Source organism: Paenibacillus sp. P4_E11, assembly GCF_056401635.1.
On record NZ_JBFUIX010000069.1, the window covers coordinates 17,841 to 39,164 of the forward strand.

At 52.5% G+C, this 21,324-nt stretch carries 26 protein-coding genes; 25 read left to right on the top strand and 1 reads right to left on the bottom strand.

Going from position 1 to position 21,324, the window contains the following annotated elements:
• The first annotated feature begins 1 nt into the window (after position 1).
• From AC1DWB_RS22835 to AC1DWB_RS22865, 7 genes are all read left to right on the top strand, one after another.
• The gene (locus tag AC1DWB_RS22835; RefSeq protein ID WP_477543396.1) at positions 2-1,438 is read left to right on the top strand and encodes an ATPase, T2SS/T4P/T4SS family; all 1,437 of its coding nucleotides are present in this window, start codon (positions 2-4) and stop codon (positions 1,436-1,438) included.
• Complete coding sequence (locus AC1DWB_RS22840; protein WP_477543397.1) at positions 1,432-2,403, top strand: hypothetical protein; 972 nt, start codon at positions 1,432-1,434, stop codon at positions 2,401-2,403. The genes AC1DWB_RS22835 and AC1DWB_RS22840 overlap by 7 nt, the downstream gene beginning before the upstream one ends.
• Before the next feature lie 29 nt (positions 2,404-2,432).
• Entirely contained in the window at positions 2,433-3,338 is a 906-nt protein-coding gene (locus AC1DWB_RS22845) for a hypothetical protein (protein ID WP_477543398.1), read from the top strand.
• 32 nt (positions 3,339-3,370) lie between these two features.
• Positions 3,371-3,520: a hypothetical protein gene (locus AC1DWB_RS22850; protein ID WP_477543399.1), complete on the top strand. Its 150-nt coding sequence runs from the start codon at positions 3,371-3,373 to the stop codon at positions 3,518-3,520.
• Positions 3,521-3,536: 16 nt separating this feature from the next.
• Positions 3,537-3,683 carry a hypothetical protein gene (locus AC1DWB_RS22855; protein WP_477543400.1) on the top strand — a complete coding sequence of 49 codons (147 nt, stop codon included), beginning with the start codon at positions 3,537-3,539 and terminating at the stop codon, positions 3,681-3,683.
• Between the two features lie 20 nt (positions 3,684-3,703).
• Positions 3,704-4,129, top strand: a complete 426-nt coding sequence (locus AC1DWB_RS22860) for a hypothetical protein (protein ID WP_477543401.1) — start codon at positions 3,704-3,706, stop codon at positions 4,127-4,129.
• A 104-nt stretch (positions 4,130-4,233) separates the two neighbouring features.
• Positions 4,234-4,716, top strand: coding sequence for a hypothetical protein (locus AC1DWB_RS22865; protein ID WP_477543402.1), 483 nt, complete (start codon positions 4,234-4,236; stop codon positions 4,714-4,716).
• Between the two features lie 154 nt (positions 4,717-4,870).
• On the opposite strand, the gene AC1DWB_RS22870 is transcribed toward AC1DWB_RS22865, so the two are convergent.
• Positions 4,871-5,716: an SMP-30/gluconolactonase/LRE family protein gene (locus AC1DWB_RS22870; protein ID WP_477543403.1), complete on the bottom strand. Its 846-nt coding sequence runs from the start codon at positions 5,714-5,716 to the stop codon at positions 4,871-4,873.
• Between the two features lie 132 nt (positions 5,717-5,848).
• Here AC1DWB_RS22870 and AC1DWB_RS22875 point away from each other — a divergent pair, with 132 nt between their 5' ends.
• From AC1DWB_RS22875 to AC1DWB_RS22960, 18 genes are all read left to right on the top strand, one after another.
• Positions 5,849-7,063 carry a M24 family metallopeptidase gene (locus AC1DWB_RS22875; protein WP_477543404.1) on the top strand — a complete coding sequence of 405 codons (1,215 nt, stop codon included), beginning with the start codon at positions 5,849-5,851 and terminating at the stop codon, positions 7,061-7,063.
• 629 nt (positions 7,064-7,692) lie between these two features.
• On the top strand, positions 7,693-8,229 hold the full coding sequence (gene sigY, locus AC1DWB_RS22880) for an RNA polymerase sigma factor SigY (protein ID WP_477543405.1): 537 nt from the start codon (positions 7,693-7,695) through the stop codon (positions 8,227-8,229).
• The gene (locus AC1DWB_RS22885) at positions 8,216-8,581 is read left to right on the top strand and encodes a YxlC family protein (protein WP_477543406.1); all 366 of its coding nucleotides are present in this window, start codon (positions 8,216-8,218) and stop codon (positions 8,579-8,581) included. Before sigY ends, AC1DWB_RS22885 begins: the two co-directional genes overlap by 14 nt.
• Positions 8,578-8,832, top strand: a complete 255-nt coding sequence (locus AC1DWB_RS22890) for a sigmaY antisigma factor component (RefSeq protein ID WP_477543407.1) — start codon at positions 8,578-8,580, stop codon at positions 8,830-8,832. Before AC1DWB_RS22885 ends, AC1DWB_RS22890 begins: the two co-directional genes overlap by 4 nt.
• On the top strand, positions 8,825-9,031 hold the full coding sequence (locus AC1DWB_RS22895; RefSeq protein WP_477543408.1) for a PLD nuclease N-terminal domain-containing protein: 207 nt from the start codon (positions 8,825-8,827) through the stop codon (positions 9,029-9,031). Before AC1DWB_RS22890 ends, AC1DWB_RS22895 begins: the two co-directional genes overlap by 8 nt.
• Positions 9,031-9,963, top strand: coding sequence for an ABC transporter ATP-binding protein (locus tag AC1DWB_RS22900; protein ID WP_477543409.1), 933 nt, complete (start codon positions 9,031-9,033; stop codon positions 9,961-9,963). The genes AC1DWB_RS22895 and AC1DWB_RS22900 overlap by 1 nt, the downstream gene beginning before the upstream one ends.
• Positions 9,960-10,748, top strand: a complete 789-nt coding sequence (locus AC1DWB_RS22905; protein WP_477543410.1) for an ABC transporter permease subunit — start codon at positions 9,960-9,962, stop codon at positions 10,746-10,748. Before AC1DWB_RS22900 ends, AC1DWB_RS22905 begins: the two co-directional genes overlap by 4 nt.
• Positions 10,749-10,931: 183 nt before the next feature.
• Positions 10,932-11,309 (top strand): ATPase, encoded by a 378-nt coding sequence (locus AC1DWB_RS22910; RefSeq protein ID WP_477543411.1) that lies wholly within the window; start codon positions 10,932-10,934, stop codon positions 11,307-11,309.
• A 132-nt stretch (positions 11,310-11,441) separates the two neighbouring features.
• Positions 11,442-12,395: an aldolase catalytic domain-containing protein gene (locus tag AC1DWB_RS22915; protein ID WP_477543412.1), complete on the top strand. Its 954-nt coding sequence runs from the start codon at positions 11,442-11,444 to the stop codon at positions 12,393-12,395.
• Between the two features lie 443 nt (positions 12,396-12,838).
• Complete coding sequence (locus tag AC1DWB_RS22920; RefSeq protein ID WP_477543413.1) at positions 12,839-13,867, top strand: ABC transporter ATP-binding protein; 1,029 nt, start codon at positions 12,839-12,841, stop codon at positions 13,865-13,867.
• Entirely contained in the window at positions 13,867-14,667 is an 801-nt protein-coding gene (locus tag AC1DWB_RS22925; protein WP_477543414.1) for an ABC transporter permease, read from the top strand. The genes AC1DWB_RS22920 and AC1DWB_RS22925 overlap by 1 nt, the downstream gene beginning before the upstream one ends.
• Entirely contained in the window at positions 14,657-15,454 is a 798-nt protein-coding gene (locus tag AC1DWB_RS22930; protein WP_477543415.1) for an ABC transporter permease, read from the top strand. The genes AC1DWB_RS22925 and AC1DWB_RS22930 overlap by 11 nt, the downstream gene beginning before the upstream one ends.
• Before the next feature lie 132 nt (positions 15,455-15,586).
• Positions 15,587-15,874 carry an Asp-tRNA(Asn)/Glu-tRNA(Gln) amidotransferase subunit GatC gene (gatC, locus tag AC1DWB_RS22935; RefSeq protein ID WP_477543416.1) on the top strand — a complete coding sequence of 96 codons (288 nt, stop codon included), beginning with the start codon at positions 15,587-15,589 and terminating at the stop codon, positions 15,872-15,874.
• A 51-nt stretch (positions 15,875-15,925) separates the two neighbouring features.
• Positions 15,926-17,392 carry an Asp-tRNA(Asn)/Glu-tRNA(Gln) amidotransferase subunit GatA gene (gene gatA / locus AC1DWB_RS22940; RefSeq protein WP_477543417.1) on the top strand — a complete coding sequence of 489 codons (1,467 nt, stop codon included), beginning with the start codon at positions 15,926-15,928 and terminating at the stop codon, positions 17,390-17,392.
• 11 nt (positions 17,393-17,403) lie between these two features.
• Positions 17,404-18,843, top strand: a complete 1,440-nt coding sequence (gatB, locus tag AC1DWB_RS22945; protein ID WP_477543418.1) for an Asp-tRNA(Asn)/Glu-tRNA(Gln) amidotransferase subunit GatB — start codon at positions 17,404-17,406, stop codon at positions 18,841-18,843.
• Between the two features lie 230 nt (positions 18,844-19,073).
• A complete protein-coding gene (locus AC1DWB_RS22950; protein ID WP_477543421.1) occupies positions 19,074-19,772 on the top strand; it encodes an MgtC/SapB family protein in 699 nt (232 codons plus the stop codon).
• A gap of 414 nt (positions 19,773-20,186) precedes the next feature.
• Positions 20,187-20,789 carry an RNA polymerase sigma factor gene (locus AC1DWB_RS22955; protein WP_477543419.1) on the top strand — a complete coding sequence of 201 codons (603 nt, stop codon included), beginning with the start codon at positions 20,187-20,189 and terminating at the stop codon, positions 20,787-20,789.
• Positions 20,764-21,126: a hypothetical protein gene (locus AC1DWB_RS22960; RefSeq protein ID WP_477543420.1), complete on the top strand. Its 363-nt coding sequence runs from the start codon at positions 20,764-20,766 to the stop codon at positions 21,124-21,126. Before AC1DWB_RS22955 ends, AC1DWB_RS22960 begins: the two co-directional genes overlap by 26 nt.
• The last annotated feature ends 198 nt before the right edge of the window (positions 21,127-21,324 follow it).

Genomic DNA, 21,324 nt, shown 5'->3' on the forward strand with positions numbered 1-21,324 from the left:
GATGCAAGAAAAGCGGTTTTCCTTGTTGTCGTTAGCGGGTGATAACAATCGTCGGATGATGACGCAACCGGAGATGGCAACAAGCGAGGCAACAGGAGGGGAGGACACAAACCGTAATCAGGAAGGGGCAGAGCGAGAGCAAACCGAATTCGAGCAATGCGTAGATGAAATCCGAAATATACTCGTTGCCTCGAAGGGAAGGACGGATGAGGAGAAGCAGCAATACAGCGAGGCGCTGAACAGGGCTGTACTCGGATACGAACAGGAGCGAGGGCAGTTCCTCGCAATTGTCAATGATCAGTTGGCTAAACGCAGGATGAATCATATTCATCCGCCAGGACGCATGTATGCGAATCTCGCGGAAGCTGTGTTCGCGGAGGTGATCGGACTTAACATTCTCGAGCTCGTGATGAAGAATCGGGAAGGTCTTGAGGAAATCCAGGTCGTAGGGAGGGATATATACGAGGTCAGGAACGGCCAGGCTTCTCCATCGCCCTATAAGTTCCATTCGATCCGCAATGTCGAACGCATCCAGCAGAATTTGGTGCTATTCAATAATGAAGTGATCAATCCGCGTAAACGATGGGCGGAAGTGTCCCTGAAGGATGGATCGCGGGTGACGTTGACCGGGTTCGGGTTTACGGCTGAACCGACGTTGACCATTCGATTTTACACGATGAAGTATTTCAACTTGCACACCTTATGTCATGCCGACTATGGGACGATGAACGACCTTATGCGGCGTATCGTGCAGGTCATCTTGAGCAGTTGCTTCAACATGGTCGTGACCGGGCCGACGAACTCCGGGAAGACGAATCTGATCAAAGCTCTCATTGCCGAGCTTCCCGATAACGAACGGTTGATTACAATCGAATCGCGATATGAGCTTATGTTGAAGCGAGACTTCCCCAGCAAAAATATTATCGAGTATGAAGTTGATGAGGAGGACCGGCTTCATGCTGGCAGTCAAGCCTTCAAGTTGGCACTGCGGCAATCGCCCAAACGAATATGTCATGCCGAGATACGCGACGACGATGCCAATCTGTATGTACGAGCTTGCACCAGGGGACATGAGGGCAGCATTACCTCGGTTCACGTCAACGCACTTGAAGATGTGCCGGACGCGATTACCGATATGTGCATGTTGGATGGGAGGGGGATGAATCCGGATCGACTAACGAAGCGGATCACACAATATGTGACGCAGATCGGGTTCGAGATGGGTGTTGTAGAAGGTCGCCGCAAGCTGCTTCGGATCGGGGAATTCACATACGAGAACGATGCAGTCCGTGTTCGGGACATTGTACGTTACGATTATGCAGCGAGGGAATGGATGTATCCAGATAAGCTGTCGCGAAGGGCTGCGGCACGGATGAACAGGCTGGACTCGGATGGGTACATGGAGTTGCTGAAGCTGGAGCGAGTAGAGCCTTGTTGACGGGGTTGAATATACAGTCCGACTCCTTCCTGCTGCATGTGATTCAGGTTATCATTCTGCTGCTGCTGTTCCTGCTCCTCTACTTGTCCGTTCGCCTTCTGCTGCAGGCTGTCTTGAAACGGTCGACCGCCCGCTATCGGTTAGCATACATCCATGAGCAGACACTTTCCAGCCGCTTGTCACGTTATATGTCCCGGTACAACGCGTTACATCGGCATTTGACGGATCTGCTGGAATCGCTCCGTTATCGAATGTCGATCGGAATGTTCCTTTATATGACGGTATTGCTGACTTTGGCTGGAGCGGTTGCAGGTGCGTTTCTATTCGGAACGTTGAAAGGCATGGGCGCGATGACAGTTCTGCTCGGCACGATGCCCTATGTAACCTTGAGGATGCGATTGCTCGGTCTTCAGATGAAAGCGAGACTGGATTTTCTCCCCGCTGTAGAACTGTTCTACCAATACTACCTCGTGTCAGGACAACGGAATATTAGAACGGCACTGCGTATTTCACTTGAAGAAAATCGGATGCTGTATCCGATGAAAGCTGTCTTCGAGCAGCTCCACCACCATCTGACGACGAATCGTAATATTGATGACAGTCTGAGGGTGTTTACTGTAACGCTAGGGCATGTATGGGCCGTATATTTTGCCAATATTATGCGGGTCGGCCTTACCGAAGGGAATGAGATCGGGGATAGCCTGAAGGAGCTTATCGTGGATATGAGGCGCGCGCAGCGGTCAGATCAGGCGGAACGGAATCGTCTGTTGGAAATCCGTGTGGCGAATTTTTCTTCCATCGCTTTCCTTGTGTTGTTTCTTGGTGTTAATTTTAAGCTGAACTTCACAAATGCCTGGCACTACTACGTGGACGATCCGGCAGGACGCAGTATGGTGCTGGACGGGGCTATGCTGATCTTCGGTTCTATCTTGATGGGTATCTTTTTATCGATTCGTCGCATGTAACGTACATACAATTCGGGAGGGATGGAAGCGTGGAAATAGCGGTACTGGAATGGTACTGGCTGGACAAGGTTTGTTTCGCGGCGCTGTTTGTCATGGTCTTTATAGGTATTTATTATTCGCTCTTAGTTTGGCCGCGCAGACGAGGCCGTTGGCCGATTCTAACATGGAACCAGTGGATGAAACGCAAGCAATATCCGGCTCCATGGCTCCGAGTGTTGGGTATCCGAACGGATGCACCCTCCTATGAGCACAAAAAACAACTGCTTGCCCGTAGTGGCTTCCAGATCGATCCAACCGGATACGAAATCATTCGGCGGTTGCTACTGTCCTTAGCTTCAATGGGTCTGGGGCTTGGACTAGTTGCCTGGCGTTTGCCAGTGTTGACGAACTGGATACAGCCCATGTACATAGTGCTCATCTGTAGCATCTTGCTAGTCTTGCTGGGGGCGGATCACGTGATGTTGGAGTCTATCGGGAAACGGCGGGCACAGTTGATCATGAAAGAAATCTATGTGCTCAGCAACCAGCTACTTTACTATAACGGCTCTCGCCAAAGCTTGCATCACAAGCTCTCGCGGTGCATCCCTTTTACTCAAATTATCCGAAGTGAGCTGCAACTGCTGTTGAACGAATGGTATGCCGGAGCCGAACAGTCGATTCGTAGGTTCAAAGAGCGCCTTGGTACCGATGAGGCATACACCTTCGCGGAGACGATCAATTCAATCCGGTTGTATGAAAATGACAGTTATTATGAATTGCTGCGTCAGCGTATCCAGGACTATAAGGAGAAGCTGGAGCTAGCTAAGGACAGTCGCAAGGAGACGACATCCTATGTCTTGTTCGTTATTGCGGGACTGCCCATCTTGAATACATTTCGCATTTTCATTTACCCGTGGGTGATGGAGGGGCAGAAGCTGTTCCAAACGCTGCAGTAGCTTATATCATATGGAAGGAAGGATGAGGTCGAATGAGAAATATTTTGGTAACGGTCATGATGTTGATTGTGGTGGCACTGCTGTTCACAACGATCATTAACGACAACAACGTCGGTATGCGCAAAAACATTCAGACTCATGGAACGTCCGCAAACACGAATATTACGGGCTTGATTCCATAAATGTTGGGACAGACCAATGAAGCAGCTATTGATAACCTGCTTGCTGCTGATCGTAATGGTCGTGCTCTATAACGGGACGATTGGCGGCGGGAATGGGACGAAATCCGTCGTTCGTGATGGAGGCAACACAGTCGGTTCCCGCATCCAATCGATCGATCCGTAATTAACCCGGGGAGGTAGGCGATGAAGCAAATTCTGGTGTTTGTGCTGTTCGCAGGGATGCTGTGCTGGTTTATGTTCTCGCCAACTTACAAGCATGTGCTGATGATCCGGAACGCCGTGTTGCAACAAGAGGTTGACCTGATGCTGGAGATCGGAGCGAACGGGTCGCACGGGTATATTGATAATGCAGCGATCGCTGCATCGAAGGCGCGACTGCAGCAAGTCGGGTTCAATACCACACTTCTTATGTATGAGGTTGTTACGACAAGTGGAGCGGATGGAATGAACCCTACCGTTCCCGTGCTAAGAGGCGTTGGTTTGAGTCTGCGAATCAGCTATCCCTACGAGAGGTTGCTAGAGATCGATCGTCTGATCGGTGTATCGCCGCCTCCTGCTGGGACTAGAATGGCTGCTGCGGGTATGAAGATGAGTGAGTTCGTGCCATGATAACGTGGCGATACCGAGGCTCAGACACTTAGCAGGATGTCAGTGTGCTTCAGATTACGTAAGAGTGGCGTTCGGAATAACGACTGTAGGATTGGAAATGATCGATGTATAAATTTGTTCTGTTCCTCTTGCTGTTCTCCTTCCTCACCTTCCTCTATGCGCTACAGACTGATGAGCAAAGGGCGATGCAGGCCTTGTTCGAAGGAAAACGCGCTGTTAATCGTGCCGCCCATGCGGCTGCCCAGCAAGTGGACACCTTGTTGCTGGCGGGAGGGACCGTTCGCATCGATCCCCTCCGTTCACAAGCGGTCGCCATGGACTATTTGCGCAGCAACCTAAGGCTGGATGCGGACAATAAGCCGGTGACCGGTAGCTTTTGGCGAGCGAAGATAGAAGTGGCGGTGTTCGAAATCGTTAACGATTCAGCTGTGTTTCCATATACGTATACGAACGCTACGTTCGGCTACTCCGTCACCTTGGACCGCCCCGGCGTCATTCTGATTATTCGGCTGGAGTATCCCCGTCTATACCGAGTAATAAGCCCCATTGAGTGGACGATCAAGGGGGCTGCGGAGTTAGTGTATTAGTGATTGCTGGAGCGAAGTCGAAGCAGGAGTTGAAGCCGAAGCTGGAGTCGAATCCGGAACCGAAGTCGGAGCCAATGCCAAAGCCAAAGCCAAAGCCAAAGCTGGTCTGCGGGATGGGACTGGAGGATTGCGCAAGTAGTTCGTCCAGCGGACTTTACTCGCGATTGTGCATCAGGCTCCACTCGCGTCCCGGCTGTTCAACGCGGAATGTCTCGATATTGCCGACATCTTGCAGCATCACGTAACATGTGCAGCCGTCCGGACCGCCGAACGTCACATTGCTGCAGCTTAAGCCGTGCAGTGGAATTTCACGCAACACTTCCCCCGACGGAGCTACTTTCGCGATGACGCCTTTCCCATGGCGGGTCACATACAAGTTGCCATCTACGTCGCAGCGCATCCCGTCCATGCCGTAATCCTCGAATGCGATGAGCAGCCGTTTGTTGCTGATTGTCTTGTCTGGCGACAAGTCGTAGGTCCAGATGTTGCGTTGGAGTGACTCATTGACGTACAGCGTCTTATTGTCCGGGCTCACTTCAATCCCGTTCGTCGTGCCCATCCCGGCTTCGAGCAATGTGACCTGACCGTCTGTCCCGATTCGCCATAGCTGACCTGATCCTTCGGTCCAGTTCGGATCGCTGGCGAATATAACATCGTCATCGGTAATGGCGATGTCGTTCGGTTGGTTCATCCGGGGCTCGTGAGCATACACGGTAGTCGTCTTGTTCGTCATGTCTACTTTGAGAATGTTATGACCGGTGTAGTCGGCTATGAGCATCTCGCCCGCCCGGTTGAAGCGAATCCCGTTGCCGGTACTGCCAGCCGGGAGCTCGATGAATACACTGCATTCGCCTTCCGGGGTGACCCGGCCGATCGTATGCTTCCGCTCGTAATTAACGGCATATACGATGCCGTCGCGATCACAGGCCGGCCCTTCGATGCCGGAGGTGAATCCACCCGCTGGCGTAAGCACTTGACTCTTATACTGGGTTTGTGACAAGGAGAACACATCCTTCTCTGCATGGATTGGTTTCTTTGTAATATTCGGGTTATAATCCTCGTTTCCTGCTGAGCGTGCATCCAGTGTATAATGGAAGCAACTAACCAGCTTGTCAGGAGGGGAGCTCTACCAATGGGAATACCGACCGTGAACGAAGGTCCGTTGCGTCGGCAACGACTTCAGCATAGATTGCGTCAGCAAGGCATTGACGGGATGGTGATCACGCAGAACGTCGATTTGTACTACTTCACCGGGTCGATGCAGACCGGTTATCTGTTCGTGCCGGCGGAAGGCGAAGCCGTCTATTTCGTCCGCCGCAGCTTGGTCCGCGCCGAGCAGGAAGCGGACGTGACCGTGCGCGAGCTCGGCTCGCTGCGGTCATTCGTGACGGGGCTCGCGGCTGTGAGCCCCGAGCTGTTCGGCAGCGGCCGCGCGAGCGATGCGCCGCCAGTCGTGCTGGCAGCCGAGTTCGACGTGCTGCCGGTGCAGCAGTTCCAGCGGCTCGAGGCCGCCGTGCCGTCCGCCCGCTGGGTGGACGGCTCCATGCTCGTCCGCGAGACGCGCATGATCAAGTCGCCTCGCGAACTCGAGGCGATTCGCACGGCGGCGCGGGTGACCGACGCCGCATTCGAGCATGCCCTGACGCGGCTTACGCCGGGCATGACCGAGCTCGAGCTGATGACCGCGATCGAATCGGCGATTCGGTTGAGCGGCCATATGGGGCTCATGCGGGTGCGCGGCTACAACCAGGAGATCATCACCGGAATGGTCGGTGCCGGGGATGCGGCCGCGCAGCCGACGTACTTCGACGGCCCGGCGGGAGGGCTCGGGCTCGGCCCAGCCAGCCCGCAGAGCGCCAGTCGGCGGCCGATCGGCGCCGGCGAGCCGATCCTGATCGACATTGGCTGCTGCATAGACGGCTACGTCATTGATCAGACGCGTACCGCGGTGATCGGGGACTTGCCGGAAGACATGCAGCGGGCTTACGCGATCAGTGAAGAAGTGCTGCGCAGCACCGAGGCGATGCTGCGGCCCGGTACGATCAGCGAGGAGCTGTACAGCGGCGCTCTCGACCAAGTGAAGCAAGCCGGCCTCAGCGAGCACTTCATGGGCTTCGGCCGCGATCAGGTGAAATTTCTCGGCCATGGCATTGGCCTCGAAATTGACGAGCTGCCCGTCTTGGCACGCGGCTTCCTTACGCCGCTTGAGCCGGGAATGGTTATCGCCATTGAACCGAAGTTCACGTTTCCCGGGCGCGGGGTCGTAGGGATCGAGAACTCGTACGCCATTACCGAGACCGGGTATGAGAAACTGAGCATTACACGCGAGGGACTCATACGGGTGTAGGAGTTGTAGCATATCGGACTGTAGGAGGCTGTCGATTAACTGTTGATAGAGGCTAAGACGGCCGTTCCGAGTGAAAAAGGACCCTTCTGCTCAGACATCTTGTTTGAACCTCCTTGATTGTATAAGGGATTCAGCGGTGGGAGGTTCAAGCCAAAACTCGCCAGGGTCCTCTTTTTCACTCTCCACTCCTCTTGTCCACAGTTAATCGACAGCCTCTGTAGATCCTTTATTTCCGTCTTGAAGTGCCCATTTGGAGGTTTTACGGTCAGAGGTTCCGCTATTCCACGAATTGCAGTCGATTTCTGCGGATTCACTGGCAATAGCGGATCGTATGTCCGCAAGCGAGTGAAAAATATCGTTCTGGAAGCATATAGCGGATCGTGTGTCCGTTTACGTGAAAACGATCTAATGATAACGACAATCGTGCTGGGCAGGTCCGAATTCTCTGTTGTGCAATGATAACGATCCATTACCTGGCTGATGCAGTCAGGTTTTTCTCGTTCCTCGAAAACATTTCTTTGGAGAATGAACTTTTCACCAAGTTCAAACGTATTATGGGCAACCTTACGATAAGAGAGTGAGAGAAAGGAGCGAGACGCGTACACGTGACCAAGGGAAGTGGAGTTCAGATGAGCTTAGAGGAACAGCAACTCATTAGATTGGCCCAGCGCGGTGATTCGAAGGCGCTCGCTCTATTGCTCAGGCAGCACTATGCCTTCTTATATAAGTATTTGTTGAAAATTACGCTGCATCCCCAAACGGCTGAAGATTTGACCCAGGAGTCGATGTTGAGATGTGTGGAGAAAATTCGCTTGTACAACGGGAAATCCAAGTTCTCCTCCTGGCTCATCACGATTGCCACGAATTTGTATATGGATCAGCTTCGTCGCTTGAAGCGGGAAAGGGACTGGAAGGAGCAGGAAGAAGCGGACACCCGCAAGCTGCGGTGGCAGTCTCAGCATGCAACGGATGGTTGGTCCGACATTATGGAAGCGTTCGGGGAGCTGACTCAGGAAATGCGCGTTCCGATTATATTGAAGCATATATACGGTTACGCCTATGAAGAAATTGCTCAAATGCTGGACATACCGCTTGGTACCGTGAAATCACGAATTCATAACGGACTGCGTCAATTGAGGAAGGAGATGACTGATGATGAAGGATAAAGCAGGAGATAAACGGACTACGGAACATCTGACAGAGCAACAGTGGACAGAGCAGTTCCAGATGGAGATGAACAAGCTAGATGACGAAGACTACTACCCTGTGCCGTTGCCGGATCTGCACTCGCTTGAACACTGGGTTGTGCAGCAGAAGCAACAGCTGCGGAGGAAGTTAGCCCGGGATTTGTTGCTGTTCTGGTTATCCGCATTGATCATCCTCGGTAGTCTCGTCTCGGTTGCCTATAAGGAGCTCATGCTGGTTGTGTGGCTGCAAATTCCTATACTCCTCGTTGCACTAGCAGGCTTCTACGGCAGTCAGGCGAAGCGGAAGCGAAAGAGGGTGCACAAGGTATGAACCAAACGGTTGGGGGTGTTCCCGTCTGGTTGTTGACGATTCTGGTCATCGTCTTGTTTCTTCAAGGCACCTGGCTCTTCACGGATGCACGCAAGAGGCAGGCAGCCCCGTGGTTCTGGGGGATATGGGGGCTGATCCAGTTCCCTATGCCGCTTCTCCTTTATTGGTTGTTCGTCCGAAGTGACTGGCGGAATCATTCCAAAGACCATTCAATAGAAGAGGAAGAAAAGGAGGACGATAACCATGCCTGACTGGATGGATCAAATCAACTGGGCCATCATCGCTCCGCTTATTGTCATCACATTGCTGCTCATCGCGATTGCCTTGACGGACTGTATCCGTGCGGAGCGAACGAATGGGCCGAAGTGGCTGTGGGTGTTAATCATTATTTTTGTTAATCTGATTGGGCCAGTAATGTACTTCGTATTCGGAAGGAGCCGAGACCGATAATGCTGCTATCTGTAAAAGACTTAACCAAACGATTCAATGCCACGACTGCGGTGAACGGGATCAACTTCGATATACAACAAGGGCGCTGCATTGCGCTGCTCGGTCCGAACGGGGCAGGGAAGACGACTACGCTCAGCATGCTCGCAGGCTTGCTCGCCCCGACAAGCGGGACGATCCAATTCGCTGCCGGTGCCCCGCATGATATAAGGGAATGGATCGGATTTCTGCCGCAGCACCCCACCTTCTTCAACTGGATGAGCGGCCGCGAATTTCTCGAATTCTCGGGTCGACTCGCGCATCTGTCGAAACGGGTTGCCCGCGAACGAGCAGCCGAACTGCTAGAAACTGTGGGCTTAGCTAAAGCAGCCAAACGTTCCATCGGTGGCTACTCCGGTGGCATGAAGCAGAGACTTGGCATCGCTCAAGCGCTCATCCATCGACCGAAGCTGCTCATGCTGGATGAGCCGGTATCCGCGCTGGATCCAATCGGCCGCAGAGAAGTGCTCGAACTGCTTCGCAGCATGAAGGGGGAGACGACGATGCTCTTCTCCACCCATGTGCTGCATGATGCAGACGAGATTAGCGATGATGTGATCTTAATGAACCAAGGGCAAGTTGCCGTATCCGGCGATCTGAGCAGTGTGCGGAATCAATACCGCCGACCGGTTATTCGAATACAGAGCGAGCAACCGCTAGATCCTTGGGTTGGCGAATGGGACAAGCAGCCTTTTATCGAGAACATCATCTGGCAGCATACCGGGAGTATGGATCTGATCATCGCAGGTTCCAGTATGGATCTGGCACGAACGTTCATATGCCGAGAAATTGCCGAGCGCAGCATTCCGGTTCAAGGACTCGAGTTCGGGCAATCGACACTCGAAGATTTGTTCATGCAAGTAGTAGGGGGAGTAGGGGGTGACTTGAACCAATGATGATGTTGCAGCAGTGGTTCGTGTTGTATCGCAAGGAACTGTTGGAGATGTGGCGCAGTTACAAATGGATATGGGTGCCGCTCGTATTTGTCCTGCTGGGAGCCACTCAACCGATTGCCACGTATTACATGCCAGATATTTTACAAGCTTCAGGAGGGCTGCCAGCAGGAACGGTTATCGACATTCCGAAGCCAAGCGGCGTGGAGATGATGGCGAAGACATTGTCGCAATTCAGCACGATTGGAGTGCTCATACTGGTGTTGGCCTTCATGGGAATCGTATCAGGCGAACGGAATAGCGGCGTTGTGCATATGGTTATGATGAAGCCAGTCCCCCATCGTACCTACTTAATGGCGAAGTGGGCGGGAATGGTTACGTTGACTGGTGTGTCATTAGGGGGTGGGACACTAGCCGGCTGGTACTACACGAAAGTATTGATCGGGGACGCGGCATTAACAACAGTCATCGGGAGTATGCTGTTGTATGGGTTGTGGCTCACATTCTTGCTAACCGTTACCCTCCTGTTAAGTACACTGCTGCGTAGCGGCGGAGGCACGGCATTTCTCACCTTAGGCTGCGTATTCCTGCTGTCCATCGTGACTAGTATGCTGAGTAATTGGATGCGATGGAGTCCGGCCGCGCTAATCGATCATGCCAATGCGGTGTTGCTGCACGGCGCGGTGTCCCAGCAATTTTTCCTCTGTCTTGGCGTTTCCGTTGTGCTGATCTTGCTTCTATTAGAAGGGGCGGTCTATGCGTTTCGTTCCAGAAGCACCTCATTCTGACCATTCTCAACTTCTTTGTTGCTTGGAGCCCTTCCTTCGATTGGACACCCGATCATTTTTCTAGTAGGATATATAGCATATATCGCTAGGTTCATCTCTGTCGTTCATAGGGATCCAAGTAGCAATATTAAGTTTTGGTAAAAAGGTTTGCAGCCAGCATACCTTGATTTGGGAGGAACCGACATGTTTCGTCTGGGACAGAGAGTTGTTTTTGTAGGGGATAGTTTCGAACTTCATTTTCCTATCGGAGAATCCGGATATATTATGGCGTACGATCGCAATGCGGACAATGTATTCGATTACGTCGTCCGTGTGCCTAAGCTGAACAAGCATTTTTTCGTACCAGCTGCCGATCTCGAGCTTGAAGAAGTATTGCTGCAGCAAGAGGCCGAACAGGTTGAACGGGAAGCACTCATCGACTACGCCTTGGCCACGAAGAACGAAGAGCTATTCAAGTGGATCATGTCAGGAGATGCCTTGGAGCCGACAACGGAGGCGGATAAGGAAGTACAGAGCCAGGAAGACTTTATCAAGCAGATTAATTTGAAAGCCTGGATTTAACAAGGTGCCGTCAGGGCATCTTTTTTTGTCCGCAGAAATTGGGGGAGGGGGCTCTGGACTTTAATTGACACACCCTTGAAAAATACGCTATGATGATTAGCATCAAACCTTGTCGGGAGGCTTTTACAGGAAATGAAAGAATCGCAGAATAAAATATTGGACTGCACGATTCGCGATGGCGGATTAGTGAACAATTGGGACTTTAGCGTCGATTTCGTTCGGGATTTATACTATTCACTGAACGCTGCCGGCGTCGATTATATGGAAATCGGGTATAAAAACTCGCCAAAATTGCTCAAGGGTGCCGAAGCGGGGCCATGGCGTTTCTTGGACGAAGCATTTTTACGAGAAGTGATCCCGCAAAAGGGTAACACGAAGTTGTCCGCACTAGTTGACATCGGTCGTGTGGATGAGAGCGATATATTGCCAAGAACCGAAAGCATGCTGGATATGATCCGCGTGGCGACATATATCAAGGAATTGGACAAGGCGCTGGATCTGATCAACCTGTTCCACTCCAGAGGATACGAAACTTCCCTGAACATTATGGCGCTGTCCCATGTCATGGAGCATGAGCTGCTTGAAGCGTTCAAGGAGATTGAGTCGAGCCCAGTAGACGTGGTCTACATCGTAGATTCCTACGGTAGCCTGGATCACAAGGACTACAAGCATCTGGTTGAGAAGTTCAAGAAGTACTTGCCTAGCAAGACATTGGGCATTCATGCGCACAACAACATGCAGCTTGCTTTCTCCAATACGATTACGGCTGCTGATCTGGGCGTTAAATTCCTCGATTCCTCCGTATACGGTATGGGCCGTGCGGCTGGTAATTGCAACACCGAGCTCTTGGTCGGCTACCTGAAGAATACGAAGTACGAAATTCGTCCAATTCTCGAAGTCATCGAGCGCCGCATGATTCCATTGCGTGAGAAAGTGGAGTGGGGATACATTATCCCTTACATGATCGCAGGTATGTTGAACGAGCACCCTCGTGTGGCAATGGCCGTCCGCAATACCGAAGACAAGGACAAATACGCGCAATTTTATGACAAGCTTACTTCCGCGGAAGTAGCTACTGGAGAGTAACACCCATAGCATAAGCTGCAAGCCTCAGTGGGATCGTCAAGATTCCATTGGGGCTTTTTGACATTATAGAAAGTATAAGTTTTTGGAGTGGAACCGAACTAGCCGAATATATGGGGTTCAGTCGCGATTCGGGAAGTGGTACATGTAGGGGCAGTGAAACGATTATTGTGGAATTCATTCTTACGAATCCTGCAAAAGTACATGATTTTTGATCCGTTTGCATCCGAAATTTCAACAACGGTCGGAATCTCCTCCCATACCCTCACCACGCACCAAACAGAACTCAACCACCAAGGTCTAGGCCGTAGGCCGGGTTTTCTCTCGCTTTTCCGAACAAGTAACGGGGCAAGCAAGGATGATTATAGATGAAATTCCCGTTGACAGCGCCAACAGCCCCCAGTATACTCTTGGAAATATGAGGAACAACAGGAGGGCGCATACATATGGCGATTATCGAAGCAACCGCATTAAGCAAGACGTTCAAGCAAGCGATCAAAGCCCCCGGCATCAAGGGGGCTTTGAAGCATCTATTCACGCAGGAGTATAAGGAGAAGCGAGCGGTGGACAGCATTCGACTCACCATTGAGGAAGGGGAGTCGGTCGCTTACGTGGGACCGAACGGAGCGGGCAAGTCCACGACGATCAAGATGTTATCGGGAATTCTGGTGCCCACGTCCGGTTCGGTAACTGTGAACGGCATCGTCCCTTATACCGACCGGATTCGCAATGCGAAGAACATCGGGGTCGTATTTGGTCAACGCACTCAACTGTGGTGGGATTTGYCGGTTCGGGAGTCGTTCGCGTTGCTGAAGGACATTTATGAAATTCCGAAGTCGACGTTCGAAGCGAATATGGCGCGTTTCAACGATCTGCTGGAGTTGGAGGAGTTCGCCCATCTTCCCGCTCGTAAAATCTCGCTTGGTCAACGTATGAGAGCCGACCTCGCAGCTGCACTGCTGCATAACCCGCCGATTGTGTTTCTGGACGAGCCTACGATCGGGCTGGATATTGCCGTGAAATCCCGCATCCGCGAGTTCATTAAGGAGTTGAATAAGCAGGAAGGGACGACGATTCTCCTTACGACACATGATTTGGACGACATCAAGGATTTGTGCAGCCGGCTCGTCATTATCGATAAAGGAACGATTCTATATGATGGGAAGCTGCAGACGATTACGGACGCCTTCGCCAAGGAACGGACGATTCATTTCCAGGTCGCTGAAGCAAGCCCGACCGTCAACGATGCCATTCGCCAGTTGCCGCATGCTGAGCTAGAGAAGAATACTGGCCTGACGTTCTCAGTTCGCTTCGACCGCTTCCGCATGTCGGCTGGTGAAGTGGCGTCAGCGGTCATGCAGGTGGCCGAAGTGATCGACTTCCGCATCGACGAGCCTTCGGTCGAACACATTATCCGCCAAGTGTATGATGGTCAACTCGAGCTCCAGCAAAAGAGCGGAGAGGCGGCGGGATAATGCGCATCAGTAGGAAATACGGATCATTATTCCGAGCATCGCTGCACACCTCGATCTCTTACCGGGGCAACCTATTCATCAATGCTGTGTCGGGGATCGTATTCATTACGGCGCTATTCTACTTGTGGAAAGCGATATTCGCTAACCGAACCGAGCTGTCCGGCTTCACTTGGGAAGAGATGAAGGGATATCTGCTCATCGTATTCATTACGAATACGCTGCTCACATGGTACTCGGAAACGGCGATCTCTCGCAAAATTCTCGACGGCAGCGTGGCCATGGACTTGCTGAAGCCGCTCGATTTTCAGAAAGCCCGGTTGTCAGAAACGCTTGGCACATCAGTTATCGAAGGCGGAGTCAGCATCGTGATGGCGGTTGTCGTGCTGCTGATCTTCACCGGTGTACAGCCTCCCGGCAGTTTGGCTGGAACGTTTATGTTCGCCGCAAGCATGCTCATGTCCTGGCTCATAAAGTTCGGCATCATCTACTTGGCGGGCTTGTGCTGCTTCTGGACGACGAGCGCGATGGGAGTCGCCTGGGCACGGGCAGCAATCACGAATTTATTTTCCGGAGCACTGGTTCCGATCGCTATGTTCCCTGGATGGCTGGAGACGTTGACGAGCTGGCTGCCTTTTCAAGGCATCGTCTTCATTCCAGCTTCGATCTATCTCGACCGCGTACAGGGGATGGAGGCATTACGTATGCTCGGACTGCAACTCATCTGGGTAGTAGTCTTGTGGTTGATTGGCAAGTGGATGTGGAAATGGGCGGTAAGGAAGGTGACAATTCATGGGGGTTAGACGGACGTTATTTATATATTACCGACTGATGTCGCAGCATTTGCGGGCCATACTGGAGTACCAGGCTGATTTCTGGATTTCTATGGTGGCCGCTATGATGACGCAACTACTGGGCATTGTTTTTCTATGGGTCGTATTCTCGCGCATTCCAGACATTCAAGGCTGGACGTTCTGGGAAGTAGCCTTTATGTATGGGCTGATCTTTTGCTCGGAAGGGGTCTCATCGTTTTTCTTCAATGGCATATGGGTGATCAACGGGCTCGTCAATCAAGGGGGAATGGATCGGTATTTGGTTCGCCCACTGCCGGCTTTACTGCAAGTAATGACATCGGCCTTCGGGATGAACGGGCTGGGCAATATGATCATCGGGCTGATTGTCGTTGTACAGGCGATCCGACACGTTGAGATTAACTGGTCCTGGTGGCAAATGTTGCTCGTTGTGCTGTTCGCGCTCTCTGGAGGTGCAATCCGTGTCGCGATCAATCTGGCTTCGAACTCGATTTCTTTCTGGACACAAGGCCCGCGCAATTCATTTCCGATGATGATCCACACGGTCAGTGATTTTACCAAGTATCCAATCACGATCTATTCGCTTGGCATCCAATTGTTCGTGTCCATCGTCATTCCGTATGCCTTCATCAGCTTCTATCCAACCGCCTTCTTATTCGGTAAGCAGGATTGGTCGTCCTACGGACTGTTGACTCCACTTGTAGCCCTACTGGTGCTGGGCTTGTCGATCGGATTGTTCAACCGTGGGCTGCGGCAATACGAGAGTGCAGGCAATTAAGTGGACGGTAGTCGGCCAATAGTCGGAAGCTGTGGAGAGCGTATGTATAATCCAGCGTGCGGAATCCGTTGAGTTAGCCCGGGATGTAGGCTATAATAGTGGGATGATTAGGCGGAAAAGAGGTGCAGATAGATGAGTATTACGATTCAAGATGTCGAGCATGTGGCCAAGCTGGCCCGGTTGGACCTGAGCGAAGCGGAGAAAGAAACCTTCACGGGACAACTCAATGCCATTCTGAAATATGCGGAAAAGCTGAACGAGCTGGATACGACAAGCGTAGAGCCGACGAGCCACGCCATGCCGCTTGTGAACGTGATGCGTGAAGACAAGTCGCGTCCGTCGTGGCCGATGGACAAGGTGATGCTGAACGCACCGGACGAAGAAGATGGACAGTTCAAAGTACCGGCGGTGTTGGAATAAACGGTCGATGCAGCTTAGTAAGCATCCATATATGAGGAAGGGGAATATGCTTTGTCTTTGTTTGACTTACACTTACAAGAAATCCATAGCCGGCTGGCGGGCAAGGACTTGTCCGTTACCGATCTGGTCGATCAATCGTTTCGCCGGATTGGAGAAGTTGACTCCAAGATTCAAGCGTTCTTGACGCTTGACGAAGAACAAGCGCGCCGTGCGGCGAGCTTGATGGACGAGCAGCTTGCGGGTGCGTCCACGGGCAGCGAGCGTGGCTTGCTGTTCGGACTGCCTGCGGGTATTAAGGATAACATCGTGACGGAAGGGCTGACGACGACATGTGCCAGCCAATTCCTGCGTAATTACAACCCGATCTATGACGCGACGGTCATGAAGAAGCTGCGCAGCGCGCAATCCGTGCTGATCGGCAAGCTGAACATGGACGAGTTCGCCATGGGCGGATCGAACGAGAACTCCAGCTTCTTCCCTACGCGCAACCCGTGGAATACCGACTTCGTGCCGGGCGGCTCTAGCGGTGGCTCGGCCGCTGCGGTGGCTGCTGGCGAAGTGTACTTCGCGCTCGGCTCCGACACGGGCGGCTCGATCCGCCAGCCGGCCGCTTACTGCGGCGTCGTCGGCTTGAAGCCGACATACGGGCTCGTCTCGCGTTTCGGCCTGGTGGCCTTCGCCTCCTCGCTCGACCAGATCGGGCCGCTCACGAAGAACGTGGAAGACGCGGCCTACGTGCTGCAGACCATCGCGGGCCACGACCCGCAGGACTCCACATCCGCGAACGTCAACATCCCCGATTACATCGGGGCTTTGACCGGGGATGTGAAGGGCTTGCGGATCGCCGTCCCGAGCGAATACTTGGGCGCCGGTGTGGACGCGAAGGTGAAGGACGCCGTTCTCGCGGCGTTGAAGGTACTCGAGGGTCTCGGCGCCGTCTGGGACGAAGTGTCTCTGCCGCATACGGAGTATGCGGTCGCCACTTATTACTTGCTCGCTTCCTCGGAAGCGTCGTCCAACCTGGCCCGCTTCGACGGGGTCCGGTATGGGGTCCGCGCCTCGGAACCGGCCAACCTGCTCGATTTGTATCATCAATCGCGCAGCCAAGGCTTCGGCGCTGAGGTGAAGCGCCGCATCATGCTGGGCACGTACGCACTCAGCTCCGGCTATTATGATGCATACTACTTGAAGGCGCAGCAAGTGCGCACGCTGATCAAGCAGGACTTCGATAACGTATTTGAGAAGTACGACGTAGTAATCGGTCCTACGGCTCCGACTCCGGCATTCCGGATCGGCGAGCAAGTGGGCGATCCGCTGACGATGTACTTGAACGATATTCTGACCATTCCTGTCAGCTTAGCAGGTATTCCGGCGATTAGCGTTCCGTGCGGGCTCGTGGACGGGATGCCGGTAGGCTTGCAGATTATTGGCAAAGCGCTTGACGAATCGACGGTTCTGCGGGTCGCTCATGCATTCGAGCAGAATACCGACTATCACAAGCTGCGGCCGCAGCTGTAAGGGGGGCCCAAATGACGGACCAACGCTATGAAACGGTTATCGGTCTTGAAGTGCACGTAGAGCTTCATACCCAATCGAAAATTTTTTGCGGCTGCGCCACCTCGTTCGGGGCGCCGCCGAATTCCCATACATGTCCGGTCTGTCTCGGACATCCCGGCGTCCTGCCGGTGCTGAACCGCCAAGCGGTTGAATATGCAATGAAAGCAGCAATGGCGCTGAATTGCGTCGTCGCCACGCACAGCAAGTTCGACCGCAAAAACTACTTCTATCCAGACTCGCCGAAGGCGTACCAGATTTCCCAATACGATCAACCGATCGGGGAGCATGGCTGGATTGACATTGAAGTGAACGGGGAGACGAAACGCATCGGCATTACTCGCGTCCATCTGGAAGAAGATGCGGGCAAGCTCACTCACGTCGATGGCGGCTACGCTTCACTGGTCGACTTCAACCGTGTCGGCACGCCGCTCATCGAGATCGTGTCCGAGCCGGACCTCCGTTCGCCAGAGGAAGCGAAAGCGTACTTGGAGAAGATCCGCGCGATTATGCAGTACTGCGACGTGTCGGACGTGAAGATGGAGGAAGGTTCGCTTCGTTGTGACGCCAATATCAGCTTGCGTCCTTACGGGCAGGAGAAGTTCGGCACGAAGGCCGAGCTGAAGAACATGAATTCGTTCCGAGGCGTACAGCGTGGGCTCGAGTATGAGGAGCTGCGCCAAGCAGAGACCTTATCCGAGGGCGGTGTGATCGTACAAGAGACGCGCCGTTGGGACGAAGCTCAAGGCAAGACGCTGTCGATGCGCGGCAAGGAGCAGGCGCACGATTACCGCTACTTCCCTGATCCGGACCTGGTGAGGCTGCATATCAGCGACGAGTGGAAAGCAAGCGTTCGCGCGAGCATACCGGAGCTGCCTGACGCTCGCAAAGAGCGATACACGTCTGAGTACGGGTTGCCTGGCTACGATGCAGAGGTAATCACTTCTTCCTTGAAGCTGGCTGAATTTTTCGAAGAGAGCTTATCTTACACCAAGGATGCCAAGGCGGTATCGAACTGGATGATGGGCGATCTGCTCGGTTATTTGAATGCAAATAACATCGAGATCGATGCTGTGAAGATTACGGGGCAAGGACTCGGTGAGATGATCGGATTGCTGGAGAAGGGCACGATCAATGGCAAGATTGCCAAGACCGTATTCAAGTCGATGCTCGAGACGGGCAAGCGTCCTCAACAAATCGTGGAAGAGCAAGGGCTTGTCCAGATTAGTGACGAAGGCGCGATCAAGGGCATTGTGGAGCAAGTCATCGCGGCCAATCCGCAATCTGTCGCTGACTTCCGAGCGGGCAAGGAGAAGGCCATCGGCTTCCTCGTTGGTCAGGTGATGAAGGAGAGCAAGGGCAAGGCGAACCCAGCGCTCGCGAATAAGCTCATCTTGGAATGTCTGAACGGCTAGAGACAGACCATGTCGGTTCATAGAGTACAAGTTAATGTACGTCTGCAACAGCTGGAAAGCTCAGGAAGAAATCCGGCGGAAGCTCTGAATTAGGGGCATTCTGTAACGGTGGAGCCTGTCTTTCCATGCTGGGTAGGCGCTTTTTTCTATCCTGCCCTCATGAAAGCGTTACATAAGTTATACAATAAAAATACACATGTAAGGGGGAACAAACCGATATGGATACGATTATCAATAGTCCTTGGTATATTAGCGATTGGCACATCACGCTTAGACTGGTGCTGGCCTTGCTGCTGGGCGGCTTGATCGGCTTGGAACGTGAGCAGAACAACCATGCTGCTGGACTGCGGACGCATATTCTGGTCTGCTTGGGTGCGACACTCATCATGCTGCTGTCGATGTACGGCTTCAATGCCTTCGTGAACGAAACGAATGTCCGGATCGACCCAGCGCGTCTTGCCGCTAACGTAATTACAGGTATCGGGTTTCTTGGTGCGGGCACAATTGTCTTCAACGGCTCCTCCATTTCCGGATTGACTACAGCTGCTTCCTTATGGGTCGTCGCGGCGATCGGGCTTTCCATCGGCGCGGGCTTCTACTATCCTGCCATTATTTCTACGGTTATGGTGTTCATCAGCTTGTACATTCTCAACAAAGTGGAGAAACGCTGGCTTCGCAGCCGAAAGCGAACGCACGTGATCCGCATCGAGATGCCCGATCAGCCTGGAGCGTTGGCCGCCGTATCTGCTGTCATGGCTCGCCGGGCGATCGACATCCGCAAGGTCAACATTGAAGAGAAGGGCCGCGTTGGGGACCAAGAGTTCATTGCGATCTGCCTATCTGTCAAAATGCCGCGTCCCGACGTACTGCTTCCGGTTACAGACGAATTGAGACAAGTTCAAGGTGTTTCGGGTGTGGCCATCGAGTAGCGAAAAAAAACACGGAGTGGTGATTCTTGTTAAGCTGATGAGAAATCCACGTCGGTTTTAGAGCGGAAAAAAACCAAACGAATAACTCGAATTTGTCATGCTCCAAGTGAAAAAGGGCTCGCCTTCGCTCAGACATCTTGTTTTAAGTTCCTCTGATTTTATAAAAGATTTAGCGGTGGGGAACTTAAAGCCAAAACTCGCGGCGATCTCCTTTTTCACTTTCCACATTTTCAAATAGATCGAGTTATTCGACCTCTTTTCTTACATATTAAAAACACCTGAACAAAGATTTCTCATCACCTTAGAACACGGAATCAAGATTCCGTGTTTTTTTTCGCGGAAAAGTAGGAGAGAATGAAGGGGATCACGAAAAACGAACGTCTAAGCAACTGTAATCTAGAAGGTGGTGAAACGATGGAGCTATCCGAAGAGACAGATGAACGTCTGGCCGTGCAGGCTGGCGGCGGAGACGTGGCTGCCTTCCGAGAGCTGGTGGAGCGGCACAAGAGCTATATCTTCACCCTTCTGTTTCAGATGATCGGCCATCGGGAAACGGCGGAAGATTTGTCACAGGAAGTATTCATGAAGCTGTATCGTTCCCTCTCGCAATATCGGGCGGAGGCCAAGTTCACCACATGGCTGTACCGAATTGCAGCGAACACCGCAACCGACTATCGGCGCTCCAAGGCGCGACACCCGATCCGCGAGCTCTTGCAGCGATTGGGTCGTGATCCTACGGTCGTCCGTGTCCGAACACCAGCGGAGGAAGACCCCGAGCAGCATGCAGTAGCGAAGGAAGGGCAGGAGCTGATGCAGAGGTTGATCAGCAGGATGCCTGAGAAATACAAACTCATTCTGTTCCTATATCACTATAGACAGCTATCGGTTCAGGAGATTGCCATCATTACCGAACTCCCGGCCAAAACTGTAGAAACTAGACTGTACCGGGGAAAGGCGATGCTGAAGGACAAATGGATGGAGGCGAATCCACATGAAATCCGATCGGTTATGGAATGAAATTCAACCACTCATGAAGCTCGAGCAGCCATCCGATACGTTCACAGATCAGGTGATGGTTGCCATTGAAGCTGCTCAGACTGGGCAACATGCACAAGCTTCTACTCCAGTTGCTCCAAGCCAGGGAAACCGTAAGCTTGGTCAAGGAAGTATCCAGTCTGAACTGATGAACGCTCTACTGGCCTCGGCTGCCACCTTTCTATTCTTCGCAACAGGACTATGGTCAAACCTTATATCGCTACAAGGCGGACAATTCGGTCTAGCGGTCAGGGAGACCGTTACCAATACGCTATATTCAGGCATCGATTTATTAGCTAATGTGATTAATTGGCTGTGAGGGGCTGTCGATTAGCTGTTGATAGAAGCTAAGAAGGCCGTTCCAAGTGAAAAAGGACCCCGAGAGCTCAAACATCTTGTTTGAACCTCCTTGATTGTATAAGGGATTTTGCGGTATGGAGGTTCAAGCCAAAACTCGCTGGGGTCCTCTTTTTCACTTTCCACTCCTCTTGTCCACAGTTAATCGACAGCCTCTATG